We start from the raw sequence: 14,093 nt of genomic DNA on the forward strand, positions 1-14,093 counted from the left end.
AATACAATTTATTATTAACTTCTTTATGTTCTACAGAGCCGATGACGAGATTTGAACTCGTTACCTCGTCCTTACCAAGGACGCACTCTACCAATTGAGCTACATCGGCGTACTGGAGCGAAAGACGGGATTCGAACCCGCCACCTAAAGCTTGGAAGGCTTTCGCTCTACCAAATGAGCTACTTTCGCCTGTATCGAGTGGGGAGAGGAGGATTCGAACCTCCGAAGGCGTCGCCAACAGATTTACAGTCTGCCCCATTTGACCACTCTGGTATCTCCCCCGATATGTTGCGATAGCTGATCCGGAGTAATTCCGGTCAACAATCATTTTCATTTTTACAAAGAACAAGAGCCGAAAGAGGGATTCGAACCCACGACCCGCTGATTACAAATCAGCTGCTCTGGCCAACTGAGCTATTTCGGCATTCTATTATTTACGCCCGTTGTTACATTCACGGGTTTCAATTCTATTCAATGAACATAATAATTTTCCCCTGATTCCATCAGGCCCCTTTGGTTTGATCTGCAAAATTGAGGTCTAAGAGTACTAATTACTTAGAAATTAATAAAAAAGCAGACCCTTCTCGAAAAAGGTCTGCAAATTTATAAACATTTTTAAAATGTACAAAGGTTTTTTTGTTTTTTTTTATCAGGGTGTATGAATATTACGCAAAATTCACACCAAACGTGTTCATTCCTCGTTGTTTCTATATTCCCCTGATTTTTTCTTTGTGCTTCGTAAGTTGCTTTTTTAAGGCATCAACAGCCGTATCTGTCGATTCTTCGAAGCTTGTTGATTGCTTTTTGGCAAAGAGTTTGTTGCCGGGCATGAATATTTGTATCTCGGCTATCTTATTTCCTTCTTTCTCATTTTTGTCTATTTTTAATGTCACTTCTGTGCTGAGTAAGCCCTCGTAGAAGCTGCCTAGCTTACTTACTTTGTCTTGAATGAAGTCTTCGAGTTTTTTGTCCGCTTTAAAACGAACTGTAGTGATACTAACTTTCATATTACCTCCTTGTTTTTAAGCCTTTGGATGGGCTTGTTTGTAAATTGTCTTTAATTTTTCTACTGTATTGTGTGTGTAAATTTGTGTTGCCGAAAGGTTGGCATGCCCCAGCAATTCCTTCACTGCATTCAGATCGGCACCGCTGTTAAGCATATGAGTTGCAAATGTATGACGCAGCACGTGAGGACTTTTTTTATCGAGTGTGGTCACAGTGCCAAGATAATGATGCACGAGCCGGTAAATATATTTATGATATACTTTCTTTCCCGTATCAGTCACAAAGAACCAGTTCATGGCATCACCTTCACTAAAAAGTGATGTTTTCATCGCTGTATAAGCGTCAATAAGGTGCTTCAGATGCGGTCCGAAAGGGATTTGTCTTACTTTATTTCTTTTCCCGGTTACCCTGATTACCGAATTATAGAGGTCAACGTCATGATTCGCCAGATTAACCAGTTCCGAAAGACGCATGCCGGTAGCATAAAACATCTCAAGTACCATGCGGTCGCGAAGTATGGTAAATGCATTACCGGGTTCACCCGAAACAGGCGTAAGCATGGTGTCCATGCTTTCTTTCTCCACAAAGCAGACGAGGCGCTTCGATGTTTTGGGCGATAATACCTTGTTCATCGGGTTTTCAGTAATCACGCCTTCACGGATAAGAAAACGGAAAAAGGTTTTTAAGGTGGTCTTTTTGCGGTTTACGCTCCTACTGCTGAGCTTGTGCTCCATAAGCACTGCCAGCCATGAACGAACCATCATAAAGCTGATATCTTCGGGCTTTTCGGTCTCAAACTCAGCCAGAGTATAGGCAAAGAATTGCTCAAGGTCGCTACGGTAAGAAATTACGGTATGAGATGAGTATCTTTTTTCGAACTGTATATATTGGAGAAATCTTTCCTTCATGCACAAAAAAACAGGAGTAAAACCACCCTTCCGAAATAATTTAACGTAAAATTACGCTATTTATTGCCGAAAAGCAAGCCTTACTCCTGATACGATACTATTTATATATCTTATCGGAGACTATTAATCTTCTAATTTATTAATTATCTGCTGAATATAGATTGCCTTCAGGTGACCTTCCCTTTTCTTATCAGAGGGTTTGGTGAATTTCTGACGCTCTCTTAATTCTTTTACAACACCGGTTTTCTCAAATTTCCGTTTGTATTTTTTTAATGCTTTGTCGATGTTTTCGCCTTCTTTTACAGGAATAATGATCATATGACTTTTTTCTTTCTGTTAAATAATGATAATACACTGTTTTGGGAGCGCAAAGATACAAACTTTTTTATTCTGCCTAACTTATTGATAAAAAATTTAGAGCATATATTCAGAATCGGGCATTTTTGAGTATTTCCGAACGTTACCACATTTTAACAATCTTATTTTATACTTTTGCACCCTCAATTAAAATCATTCTATGGCATTAGCAGAACAATTTGAGCAATCGGGCAACCGCCTGTTCCGCAATCGTAGCTTCATTCCCGCAGTTTTATTTGTTGCAGCCACTGTCGCTATTCTGATAGACAAGAACCAATTCATTCACTTTCAGGTAATGTGGTGGAATATTTTATGTCTGCTTATCTCGATAAAAGGCTTGCTGATACGCGCCTTCACCATTGGCTACACACCCGGAGGCACTTCCGGTCGTAATACGAAAGAAGGTCAGATTGCCGAAGTCCTTAACACCAAAGGAATTTACTCCATTGTGAGGCACCCGCTCTATCTTGGCAATTTCTTTATGTGGTTTGGAATCATACTCTACACGGCCATTCCGTGGCTTATCGTTTTTTCTTTGGCATTCTTCTGGCTGTATTACGAACGTATAATGTTTGCCGAAGAACAATTCATCCGCAAAAAATTCGGACAGTCGTTTATTGACTGGTCATCAAAAACACCCGCTTTCATTCCCGATATCCGATTATATCAAAAAGCGGACTTGCCGTTTTCACTGAAAAATGTGCTGAAACGTGAGTATAGCGGACTTTTTGCAATGATATTCTCATTTGCCTATCTCAACGCTCTGAATAATTTTGTTCAGTACCGTCATGTTTACCTCGACCTCAAATGGCAGATTGCCGGTATTGCCGGGCTCTTGATTTATATCACACTGAGAACGCTGAAAAAATCAACGAAAATCCTGAATACAGAAGGTCGCTGAGCTACCTTTACCGAAAATTCCGAATGTGCATCTGATTGAACCATTTTACGCCTGGATAAACCTCTACTCTGCCGCCGAAGATGAGCATTCACCTTTTCATGGCAAGGAATACGACGAATTTCATTTCACCAATAAAATTTACAATCACCTGATTCATCCGCAATGGGATGAATTTGGTTCGCTGACGTTGTACCTGAAAATTCTTTATGCGGATTATTCGCGTGCCTACTGCATCATTGAAATGTTGGGCGAATGGAACGACTGCCTTTACAACGATATCATGTTCCTCAAACGTGATGTGATTGATGTGCTGATGGCTGCCGGAATCAATAAATTTATTCTCATCGGTGAGAACGTACTGGATTTTCATTTCTCAGACGACAGCTATTATCAGGAATGGTTCGAAGAGGCAGAAGACGGATGGATTGCCTGTGTTAATTTCAGAAAACACGTGGTGGAAGAATTCTGCAAAAGCAATATCGATTATTATCTGGCATTTGGCGAAAACCTCAATGATATAGGCTGGCGCAGACTTTCACCGCCGGCATTTTTCGACAAAGTTTCGGCAACCATGAGCCGACGGCTGAACCCTTAGTTTAGGGATTGGGGATTGAGGATTGGGGATTGGAGTTTGGTGTTTTTAATTTATGAACTTTCAAACTTTATAAACTTTAGGCACTTTTTACAGCCCGTATCATTTCGCGTTTCCCCGGCGGTCCCGGAATTTTTGTTACTTCGAATCCTGCAGCACGCAGCTGTCTTTTCACTTCACCCTTGCAGCAATAAGTGACCAGTACAGCCCCCTGTTTCATTGATTTTGCAACGATATCAAATACATCACGCGTCCACAATTCTGGCTGCACAGCCGGTGAGAAAGCATCGAAATACACCAGATCAAAAAATGCTGATGGCGGCTGATATACTTCCAGTCTTTCTGAAATCTTATGCAGCAAAAAGTGTTCGCTTATTTCGGATGACACATTGAACGGAGCATTATGCATTGCCGAAAAAACAGCAGTCGTGTTCTCAAGTTCATTCAGGTCGGGATAATTGAGCTGTGAAATAATCTGTGAATCTATAGGAAACGGCTCTATGGCAAAATATGTTACCGAAATACGATTCCGCAATGCATATTTAAAGGTAAGCAAAGCGTTCAAACCCGTACCGAATCCAACTTCCAGAATGTTCATCGTATTCCTTCCGGCAAGCGAAAAGCGCAATCCTGCATGTATAAAAACATGCATTGATTCTGTTAGCGCGCCGTGTACGGAGTGATATTGTTCTTTCAGTTCGGGCATGTAGAGAGAATGTGAGCCGTCTTCTGTTGTAATAATTTTTCTTGAATTATCTATCATTCTCTATTGTATTGAAAAAGAATTTCCGAGGCTGTGCCTTCAGAATTAATAGTTCCCAGATATTGTCCGCCCGGCCATGCATACATATTCACGATACCACCTCCTGACTGGGGCACGACATAAAGTTTTGCGTTCACCGAATCAAAACGGACAAGACTCGCTGAAACGCCCGGAATCAATGTATTTACGGTAGCAGCATCGTCGTCATAAACAAGAATATTATTACCTATGGCTATTGCATATTCCTTGTCAGAAAGGCGTTCTACGGAAGTAATCGTGCCCGGAGGCAATGAAACAGGATTGTAAAGATATCCGTTACTGATATCGTGAAGCTGAACATAAGCCTGCCCCATGAAATTGCCGAAAACAAGATACTGGTCAGCATACTGGTTAAACATTTTTATTACTTCGAGATTTATCGGATAATCCTGCCGTGCCGCTGTTGAGCTTAGAAAATAGACCACCAGCTTATTGTCAACACCTGATATTTCATGTTGGTATGTAATCAGGAATTCGTCCTTCACGAGGAAGTTTTCAGGCATCCAGTTCTGATCCGTTACTTTTGATGTAAGCATTGCACCGCTAAGGTTGTAGTAATCCCAATGACCATCGCGGTATGCCACAAACAGTTTCCCGTCGTCGTACACCATATTCTCAAAATAAGGAAATGGCGGACTGTTAATAACGTCAACGTTCCACGATGGTTGCAATGAGGTCACATCATATGCGGTCAGATCTTCAGAATATTTTCCGCATAGAAGCAGCAGGCGGTAATCGGAACTGATAGCGGAAGCAGAATAATCGGGCGGTTTAGTCATGATGGTTGATACATTGCCCGCCGTATCCACTTTTTGTATCAGTACTTTATCAGTCAAGGATTCAACGAGGTAGATGCACTCCAGTTTTTTGGGCACAGCAGTAATCCCGATTCTTACAAATTCATTTTTTTCATTCACCCCGTCAGAGGCTCTAATAAGCAGATAATATTCGCCTGACGGGAGATGTACATCATTGACAGCATAACTCAAATCAACCTGAAAAGTACTGTTATCAGGGTAGAATGTATATGACTTTAGTACCGGAACCATGTTCAGGTCTTCCAGAACCACGGTCACATACTCCAGCTTACGGTCGTCGGAAACGACGCCTCTGACCGCGATTTCATCAAAAACGCCGAATTGCTGGCCATCAAAAGGTGAACTGATTACAATAAGCGGGTCGCTGACATCCTGTTCCTTTTTGCAGGAATAAAATGCCAAAAGAAAAATAATTATCGTCGGGAAGTACCGCCATCTCTGCATAGTGTAAAGGTATGGAAATAATATTTATGCCGGACCTTTGATTGTCACTTTATTTTCTATCTTTGCACTCCGTTTGAGCACACAGCCAAAACGGGAAGTTCATAAAATTACGGGGTATAGCGTAGTCTGGTTAGCGCGCCTGCTTTGGGAGCAGGAGGTCGTAGGTTCGAATCCTACTACCCCGACAAAAAAGGTTCTGGAATTCTTCCGGAACCTTTTTTTTGTCTTATCGGTTGCAAAAAATGACGGAAAACTTAGAATAGAAGCCTGAAATACTATTACCGTACACTAACCCGCGGTCTGCCGAAATATTTTTTCTTGTTGTTATTGCCGGCGGCATCTGATTCGCTGCTATTGCGGCGCGGACGGTCGGAACTGTTGCGCTGCTGCTTAACGGCCTTCACCGGATTATGATCCATAAGCGGGAACGGATGATCGCTGATTACCGGTATTTTCTTACCAATCAGCTTTTCAATATCACGCAGATATGCTTTTTCTTCTGCATCGCAGAATGAATAGGCTGTTCCCTTGGCTCCCGCCCTGCCTGTTCGGCCGATGCGGTGAACATAGGTTTCGGCAATGTTCGATATTTCGTAGTTGATAACAAATTCCATATCTTCCACATCAATGCCGCGTGCGGCAATATCGGTAGCAACCAAAACACGTGTTGTCTGGGCTTTGAAATTGGCAAGCGCCCGCTGACGGGCATTCTGTGCCTTATTGCCATGTATGGCTTCGGCGCTGATTTTGTTTTTGGCAAGCACCTTCACCACTTTATCCGCTCCGTGCTTGGTTCGTGTAAATACCAGAACAGTTTTGATATTTTTATCCTGCAGAATATCAATGAGCAGAGAATTCTTATTTTCTCTATCAACAAAATAAATAAATTGTTTGACGATGTCAACCGTAGAAGCTGACGGTGTCACTTCCACTTTTTGGGGTTTATGCAGAATGGTACTTGAGAGCTTGATGATTTCAGGAGGCATGGTTGCCGAAAAGAACAACGACTGACGCTTTGCCGGAAGCACCGCGATAAGCCGTTTAACATCGTGTATAAAGCCCATGTCTAGCATGCGGTCGGCTTCATCCAGCACAAATATTTCAACGTCTTTTAAAGAAATAAATCCCTGATTCATCAGGTCGAGCAGGCGGCCGGGTGTTGCCACCAGAATATCGACACCACGCTGCAGGATGGCTGTTTGCGGGTTCTGATTCACACCGCCAAAAACCACAGTGCTTGTTAATCCTGCAAAGCGGCCATACGCTTTAAAACTTTCGTCGATTTGAATAGCAAGTTCGCGTGTGGGTGTAACAATCAGACTTCTGATCTTGCGTTTACGGTCGTATGTTTTGTTGGCATGGAGCAATTGAAGAATCGGAATTGCGAAAGCCGCCGTTTTGCCGGTACCCGTTTGGGCGACACCCAATAAATCGGTGCCCTGGAGTACAATCGGGATGGCTTCTTTCTGAATTGGGGTTGGAGTTTTGTAACCTTCTTGTTCTAATGACCTAAGAATAGGCTCAATGATGTTTAATGACTGAAATGACATAATGTAATTAAGTAGAATCTTTTAGTGAACCAAAAACCTGGCTATTGTAGGAGGGAAAATGTCCGTAAGTGAATTTGCTGCAAAGGTACTTCTTTTTACGTTAACTAGCACTATACGCCCGGGAACCACTGAAAGCAAGTGCCTTAGATGACACAGGACATGATTTTTTCAGGTTTATGCTTGAAGTTTATACCTGCAAAGAGGATGTATGTATAAAAATCGCCCTCATTTTGTAGTCGTAAGGACTCTTTAAGTATTAACTGTTAACGATTACCTATAATTTATCTATTTTTATGCAATCAATCGTGAAATTATATTGACCCTTATGAAAAAAGCAACAGGATATTTCCAGCACAACCCACTAAAATCTATCAGATTTATTTTATTGTTGTTTGCACTGATTGTCACTTCTGCCGAGAACATTATAGCTCAAGGACTTTCAGTTAATACAACAGGTGCAGCACCCGATACATCGGCCATGCTTGATGTAAGCAGCACTATCAAAGGCACATTGATAACGCGCATGACTACAGTCCAACGCAATTCCATCGCCCTTCCCGCCACGGGCCTAATAATTTTTAATACCGACTGCAGCGAATTCCAGTATTATTCCGGCAGTGGCTGGGTAAGCATTCTGAACAGCAACTCTACCATGATAGCAGGAGCTATCAGCGGTTCTGCATTATTCTGCTCCGGACAAACCGGTGTAAGCTATTCCGTGGTGCCTGTTGTTGGAGCCACCTCTTATTTGTGGTCGGTACCACCGGGAGCAGTAATTACTTCCGGACAGGGCACGAATGCCATTTCCGTTAATTTTGGCAGCACACCGGGCATTATCAGTGTCAGTGTCACCAACGGATGCAGCACAAGTGCTGCAAGTGTTCTTGCGACTACTCTCACAACAGTCATTACCACACCGGGAGCAATTAATGGTTTATCTGCAGTATGCTCCGGACAGTCTGGTGTGATTTACTCAATTTCGGCAGTACCCGGTGCAACATCCTATAACTGGAGTCTTCCAGCAGGCGCCACCATTACTGCAGGTGCAGGTACAACCGCTATTACGGTAACTTTTGGAAGCAATCCGGGGAACGTGAGTGTTACAGCAAGCAATAGCTGTGGAACAAGCAATCCGTCAAACCTTTCAGTAAGTATGTCGTCAGTTCCCGGAACGCCCGGTACCGTAAGCGGACCTACCACGGTAAATCCGAATCAGACCGGTGTCGCCTATTCAATATCCGCGGTCAGCGGTGCAACATCTTACACATGGACGGTGCCCTCAGGAAGCACAATAACTTCCGGACAAGGTACAACTGCAATTGTAATATCATTTGGAAGTACGTCGGGCAATGTTTGCGTTACCGCCGATAATTCCTGCGGGTCGGGAACGGCATCCTGTCTTGCTGTCAGTACTATTTGTTACACTTCCGGAAATCAGACATTTAATTACACCGGGGCTCAGCAAACCTTTACGGTTCCTCCATGTGTTACATCCGTAACACTTGACGTATATGGCGCACAGGGCGGCGGCGGCGGCGGAAACGGCGGACGTGCACAGGGAACGCTGAGTGTTACACCGGGTCAGATACTGTATGTCTATGTTGGTGGAGAGGGCGCCGGTTATAATACAGGTGTATCGGTGGGAGGATGGAACGGTGGTGGCAACGGTCATTACGGCTGCGCCGGCGGTGGCGGTTCCGATGTAAGAGCTGGAGGAACAGCCCTGTCGAACCGGGTTATTGTGGCAGGCGGAGGTGGAGGATACTATGGCAATCCCGGTGGTGCAGGCGGTGGAACAAGTGGAGGAAATGCACCCAACGGACCGGCAACAGGAGGAACACAATCCAGTGGAGGCACCTACTGTGGTGCTCTTGGACAGGGAGGTAGTAATCCGGGTGGCATGGCCGACGGTGGTGGTGGCGGAGGAGGCTACTACGGTGGCGGAACAAATTATTGCGCGGGTGCATCCCCGGCTAATGGAAGTGGTGCAGGAGGCTCAGGTTATACCGGTGGGGTAACCGCAGGAACCATGATGAATGGTGTGCGCTCCGGAAACGGCATCATCATTATTACATGGTAGGCTGACTATTCACACAAAAAATGCGGCGAATAGTCGCATATTCGCCGCATGAAATCACATAAAAACATTTTCAGCTCAAGGCGAACTTTATCGGCATGTTGAACGCTACGCGAACGGTTTTTCCCGATTGTTTGCCGGGTGTCCATTTGGGCATGAGCTTTACAACGCGCATGGCCTCTTCGTCGCAACCGCCGCCAACACCGCGCACAACCTTTACATCAGCAACAGTACCGTCGGTCTCAATTACAAAAGAAACAAAAACAGTTCCCTGAATTCCTTTTTCTCTGGCCGCTTGCGGGTATTTCACATTTTCTATGATGAATTTTATTCGGGCTTCATCGCCGCCCGGATAAGCTGGCATGTCTTCAACCACTGTGTAAACACTGTCTTTCGGTTGTTCTACATTGGTTTGACTGCCTGTCGTTGATTTGTCATCTGTGTTCTGCGCATTCCCGCAGGATACAACCCATAGCGCTGATACAAGCGTCACACAGGTTAATGCAAATTTAAGTCCCGTTAAACGGGAATTTTTGATTTTTGTAATCATCGTGAGCCTCCTTTTTATTTTGATTTGACAAAAGTTATTCGAGATGTCTTTGGGCTGAACATTCATGGCCATGGAAAGGAGCAACTGAAGATAATCGTGCTTTTCAACACCATGCAGCAGTGTAGCTCTGTCGGCAAGGTATTCGTGAACCTCACGAAGCAGGGTTCTGTATCTCCACACAAGCGGATTGAACCACTGAAGGACAACAACCAGCTCCATCAATAATACATCGGCAGAATGCCATTGCATGGCGTGCGCCCTTTCATGTGAGAATATCGCGGAAGCAGCACCACTGTCGGGCAATCGCTTCATGAAAATCATATTCATGAAAGAGAACGGAAATACGGCATGGTCAGATAATACAAGCTTATATCGCGGTCGTACAAATATCTCAGAACGTCGTGCAAGAAGCAATATCCTTATGATTTGCATCAAGGCCCTTATCAGGAAAAACAATACTCCACAGGCATAAATAATCATTACTATACTGAATACATCAGGGTAGCCCATGATGGTAGTGCGTACATCCGAGGCATTGATGGTAACGGGATGAAGGTTCACAATAGTGAGCGGTGTAAATCCAGCCGTCGACCCGAAATTGATGAGTGGCAAAACAAATGACAACACCAAACCACTGAGCAAAAAGATACGATTACGTATAAAATTATGGTCGCGCTTTAGCAGCTGAAACACCAGTAAAAACAAGGTAACAATGATAGACGACCTCAGCAGCCATGCCATATATGCTTCCATCTCTTTAAATTATTTTGTTTGTTTTTCTTTTTCGATTGCTTTGATAATATCATCGATTTCTTTTACGGTCAACGACCTGTCTTTAGCAAAGAAGGAAACCATTTGTTTGATAGAATTGTTGAAATAATTTTTCATCAGTCCGCCGAGAAGTTCTTTTTTATAGGTTTCCTTTGTGACGAGCGGCAGGTACTCATGGCTTTTTCCATAGGCTTTATGAAACACGAATCCTTTTTTCTCGAGTATCCTGATTATGGTAGAAACTGTGTTATAAGCGGGTTTTGGTTCCGGGAAATGTTCGAGGATGTCGTTTACGAATCCCTTTTTCACTTTCCAGAGGACTTGCATTACCTGCTCTTCGGCTTTTGTGAGTTCTTTCATTTCAGTAGTTGATAATGTTCATTATTGCAATCGGAATTTCATAATGCAAACATACAAACTAAATCTTTAGTTATGCAACTATTTTTATAGTTTTTCAGTTAACGGCAGGAAAAAATCAGTTAAAGGCAGCGAAGGAAGGGAACAAGTAATAGGTAATAGGTAAAAATTAAAAGAAAAAGGATTTCTATTTGATATAGGTTCAGATGATTTTAAAGGAGGATGCTTTTATCCAGCCCAGGCTACCGTTGGCAATGCGCACTTCGCACCACTCTCCTACTTTATCGGTAATCTTTACTTTGGTGCCTTCGTGAATTACAAAAATGTCCTGGCTCAGCTCGTTGGGCGAACTCTTCACATTCACCGTTGCGTCGAAAACTATGGCTTCGGATGAATCAGAAATATGGCGGTATTGTTCTAATGCAAAGATATTGATGAAGATGACTGCAAGGAGCATGAAGGCAGCCGTCCAGAAGGCAAGCTTGCGGATACGAACCGGCTGCGCGATCAGGTATATTGCAATCAGTGCTAAAAACAGTGCAAACGATATGATGCTCCATACTGCCCATCCGCCGGAAGAACAGAAGCCACGGATTTCATACCACCAGCGTGTATAGAACGGCAGCGGGACGGCTTCAATCTTATCTATAATCTTTGTGTTAGCAACTTTAAGATTGAAATCGTAGTTTTCATTGGACGGGTCAAGTTTAAGCGCCTTTTCATAATAGTACACTGCCGAAGGGAAATCGTTTGTTTTAAAGCTTGCATTGCCAAGATTGTAATACAGCTCGGGTGCTTCCCAACCATTGCTGAGCACCTTGCGATACAATTCCAGGGCCGTGCTGAACTTTTCTTCTGAATAGGCAGCATTGGCCTGAAAAATAAGGTCATCGTTCTCATTTGCCATTGCATAAGCGCCCATGAACACAATGCTCAGTATCAAAAATATTTTCTTTATCATTGCTGCCATTTACTTCAATACCTGTTCCAGTTTGCTGATTACTTCCACTGCTTTCTTATACATTTGTTTCATGGAAAGGCTCATGTCGGCGGGTGCGAAGCGTGCGTATTCACAATCGTCGAGTGTTTCGCCAAATCGCAGAATCAGCTCTTCGTCCACATTTCTGTTCATCAGTGTTTCGCGGGCGCTGTCCATAGAGAGGTTTGCGGGCGGTATGTTGAATTTATCGCCCAGATAGCCCCAAAGAGCTCTGGAAATCTCCACATAAAAATTTTCGCGCTCGCCTGCTTTCATAAGCTTATCGGCAGTACGCAGTCTTTTGAGGGCTACTGCCGTGGCTTTCCTTAGTTTCATCAGCGCCACATCACTGCGCAATCTCAGTCTTCTGCGCCATATTATCACGAATAAAATAAAAAGGATAAATGGCAATAACATCAGACAGACGTAGAGCGGCGAGTTATAGAAATGTGCGCCTATCGCGTAAAGCGTAAATGGTTTATTCTGTATAAAGCGGATATCGCTTCCTATGTATTTCACATCTTCTTTTCCGCTGTATGAAGGTCCTGCAGAACCATCGCCCTTTCCTACCTTTATTTTAAATTCACCGGATGTAAGCGTAACATATCCTTTTTTAGCCGGGTCGAAATAGCTGAAAGTAACAGGCTTAATTGTGAAATCGCCCGGAGTGCGCGGTATCACGAGGTAACTGAATTCGCGTGTGCCCCCTACCTGAGTACCATTTATTGTAATATTATCACTTATTTGAGGATCATAGGTTTCGAAATCGGCAGGGAAGGTCACATTCAATTTGTCGATGAGGCTGAGATTTCCCGTTCCGCTGATGGTGAACTTCAGGTTGACAGCTTCGTTTGCCTTTACGGAAGTTTTGTCAACATCGGCTTTCATGCTGAAATTGCCAACTGCACCACTGAAACCATCAGGTTTATTAAGTTCGGGAAGGGCACCTACGTTAATGGTAACAGTTCCGGACTTCACGGTTTTCTTTACATTCTGATAGCTTTGTGAGAATGGGTCGCTGAAGAAAGGATTGTTGAAAAACGGGTCGTTGAAAAATTTGTCGAATGCACTGTTTTTATTCTTAACCAACACCTGCGCCAGGCATTCCACTTCAAGAGGTTCAATGGTCAGACGCCCTGCCTTTTGCGGGAAGAGTGCCACTCTGCGGATTTCCGCCACCATATATTTCTGCCCGTTCACAGTCTCGTTGTACTGTTTGGGATTTTGCGTTTTGTCTTTCACCAAATCCTGTGACCAGAATCCGGCGAACGAAGGCAATTTATTAATGGCATATTGCGAGATGGAAACGCGTGTATAGATTTTATAGACAAGTGTGATTTGCTCTCCCTGCAAGCAATTGCTGCGGTCAACCGAGGCGCGTATAAAGATATCATCGCCGGAAATTGAGCCATCATTTTGCGCACCCTGCTGATTCTGTTTGTTCTGTTGATTCTGCTGGTTTTTCTGGGACGAAGCCGTGACCTCCACTGATACCGTATTGCTTGAAATCCACTGCCCTTTTACTTTTGCTTTGGCTGCATCAATCGTAAATTTTCCGGTTTTTGATGGCATGAGTTGATATATCCACGACTCTTCACCCTCGCCACCCTGCACCACTTTGCCATTCACAATTACAGTCATACCACCGCCCGATGAATGCGAGGTTCCAATTACACTGAATCCGGAAAAAGAAGGTTTTGCGAACTGTTCGGCCGAACCGCCCGATAGCGTATAAGTAAGCTGAAAGACTTCGTTCTGACCAACTTTTGCGCTGGCTGTTGATACTGTTAGCTTAGCCTGTGCAGCACTATCAAATGAAGTGAACAACGACACAAAAAACAGCAGCAGCATACCAATTCCTGCAATTATATTACACTTGAAAAAATTGATATCACATTGTTTTCTCACTATCATCATTATTAAAAAAAATTCACTGTTGTCCGGTAAAAGTTTGAAAGAAGCCGAAGCATAAGCCCGGCTTC

13 protein-coding genes and 5 tRNA genes are annotated in these 14,093 nt (G+C 43.6%); 4 read left to right on the forward strand and 14 right to left on the reverse strand.

Translation table 11 applies throughout. The annotated features are described in order from the left end of the window. Positions 1-36 precede the first annotated feature (36 nt). The 7 genes from WCM76_12560 to rpsU form a co-directional block, all read right to left on the reverse strand. Positions 37-109: transfer RNA gene (locus WCM76_12560), tRNA-Thr, on the reverse strand. A 4-nt stretch (positions 110-113) separates the two neighbouring features. Further along, positions 114-189, reverse strand: a tRNA-Gly gene (locus tag WCM76_12565). Between the two features lie 10 nt (positions 190-199). After that, positions 200-281 (reverse strand) — tRNA-Tyr (locus WCM76_12570). 69 nt (positions 282-350) lie between these two features. Then, positions 351-424, reverse strand: a tRNA-Thr gene (locus tag WCM76_12575). A 283-nt stretch (positions 425-707) separates the two neighbouring features. Continuing rightward, positions 708-1,007, reverse strand: a complete 300-nt coding sequence (raiA, locus tag WCM76_12580) for a ribosome-associated translation inhibitor RaiA (protein ID MEI6766466.1) — start codon at positions 1,005-1,007, stop codon at positions 708-710. 15 nt (positions 1,008-1,022) lie between these two features. Beyond that, positions 1,023-1,913 carry a tyrosine-type recombinase/integrase gene (locus tag WCM76_12585; protein MEI6766467.1) on the reverse strand — a complete coding sequence of 297 codons (891 nt, stop codon included), beginning with the start codon at positions 1,911-1,913 and terminating at the stop codon, positions 1,023-1,025. Positions 1,914-2,036: 123 nt separating this feature from the next. Then, positions 2,037-2,231: a 30S ribosomal protein S21 gene (rpsU, locus tag WCM76_12590; GenBank protein MEI6766468.1), complete on the reverse strand. Its 195-nt coding sequence runs from the start codon at positions 2,229-2,231 to the stop codon at positions 2,037-2,039. 199 nt (positions 2,232-2,430) lie between these two features. On the opposite strand from rpsU, the gene WCM76_12595 reads away from it, so the two are divergent. Then, on the forward strand, positions 2,431-3,171 hold the full coding sequence (locus WCM76_12595) for an isoprenylcysteine carboxylmethyltransferase family protein (GenBank protein MEI6766469.1): 741 nt from the start codon (positions 2,431-2,433) through the stop codon (positions 3,169-3,171). Positions 3,172-3,196: 25 nt separating this feature from the next. Continuing rightward, on the forward strand, positions 3,197-3,766 hold the full coding sequence (locus WCM76_12600) for a hypothetical protein (GenBank protein MEI6766470.1): 570 nt from the start codon (positions 3,197-3,199) through the stop codon (positions 3,764-3,766). Positions 3,767-3,842: 76 nt separating this feature from the next. On the opposite strand, the gene mnmD is transcribed toward WCM76_12600, so the two are convergent. Continuing rightward, positions 3,843-4,526 (reverse strand): tRNA (5-methylaminomethyl-2-thiouridine)(34)-methyltransferase MnmD, encoded by a 684-nt coding sequence (gene mnmD / locus WCM76_12605; GenBank protein ID MEI6766471.1) that lies wholly within the window; start codon positions 4,524-4,526, stop codon positions 3,843-3,845. Further along, entirely contained in the window at positions 4,523-5,827 is a 1,305-nt protein-coding gene (locus WCM76_12610) for a hypothetical protein (GenBank protein ID MEI6766472.1), read from the reverse strand. Before WCM76_12610 ends, mnmD begins: the two co-directional genes overlap by 4 nt. A gap of 110 nt (positions 5,828-5,937) precedes the next feature. On the opposite strand from WCM76_12610, the gene WCM76_12615 reads away from it, so the two are divergent. Further along, positions 5,938-6,012: transfer RNA gene (locus WCM76_12615), tRNA-Pro, on the forward strand. 93 nt (positions 6,013-6,105) lie between these two features. On the opposite strand, the gene WCM76_12620 is transcribed toward WCM76_12615, so the two are convergent. After that, positions 6,106-7,377 carry a DEAD/DEAH box helicase gene (locus WCM76_12620; protein MEI6766473.1) on the reverse strand — a complete coding sequence of 424 codons (1,272 nt, stop codon included), beginning with the start codon at positions 7,375-7,377 and terminating at the stop codon, positions 6,106-6,108. Between the two features lie 325 nt (positions 7,378-7,702). Here WCM76_12620 and WCM76_12625 point away from each other — a divergent pair, with 325 nt between their 5' ends. Then, the gene (locus WCM76_12625; GenBank protein ID MEI6766474.1) at positions 7,703-9,457 is read left to right on the forward strand and encodes a glycine-rich protein; all 1,755 of its coding nucleotides are present in this window, start codon (positions 7,703-7,705) and stop codon (positions 9,455-9,457) included. Positions 9,458-9,527: 70 nt separating this feature from the next. On the opposite strand, the gene WCM76_12630 is transcribed toward WCM76_12625, so the two are convergent. From WCM76_12630 to WCM76_12645, 4 genes are all read right to left on the reverse strand, one after another. Beyond that, positions 9,528-10,757, reverse strand: a complete 1,230-nt coding sequence (locus WCM76_12630; protein MEI6766475.1) for a M56 family metallopeptidase — start codon at positions 10,755-10,757, stop codon at positions 9,528-9,530. A gap of 9 nt (positions 10,758-10,766) precedes the next feature. Next, a complete protein-coding gene (locus WCM76_12635; protein MEI6766476.1) occupies positions 10,767-11,135 on the reverse strand; it encodes a BlaI/MecI/CopY family transcriptional regulator in 369 nt (122 codons plus the stop codon). Positions 11,136-11,334: 199 nt separating this feature from the next. After that, positions 11,335-12,093, reverse strand: a complete 759-nt coding sequence (locus WCM76_12640) for a tetratricopeptide repeat protein (protein MEI6766477.1) — start codon at positions 12,091-12,093, stop codon at positions 11,335-11,337. 9 nt (positions 12,094-12,102) lie between these two features. Continuing rightward, a complete protein-coding gene (locus WCM76_12645; GenBank protein MEI6766478.1) occupies positions 12,103-14,019 on the reverse strand; it encodes a BatD family protein in 1,917 nt (638 codons plus the stop codon). Positions 14,020-14,093 lie beyond the last annotated feature (74 nt).

It is taken from the genome of Bacteroidota bacterium, assembly GCA_037133915.1.
In the GTDB taxonomy this organism is placed as follows: Bacteria; Bacteroidota; Bacteroidia; order Bacteroidales; family CAIWKO01; genus JBAXND01.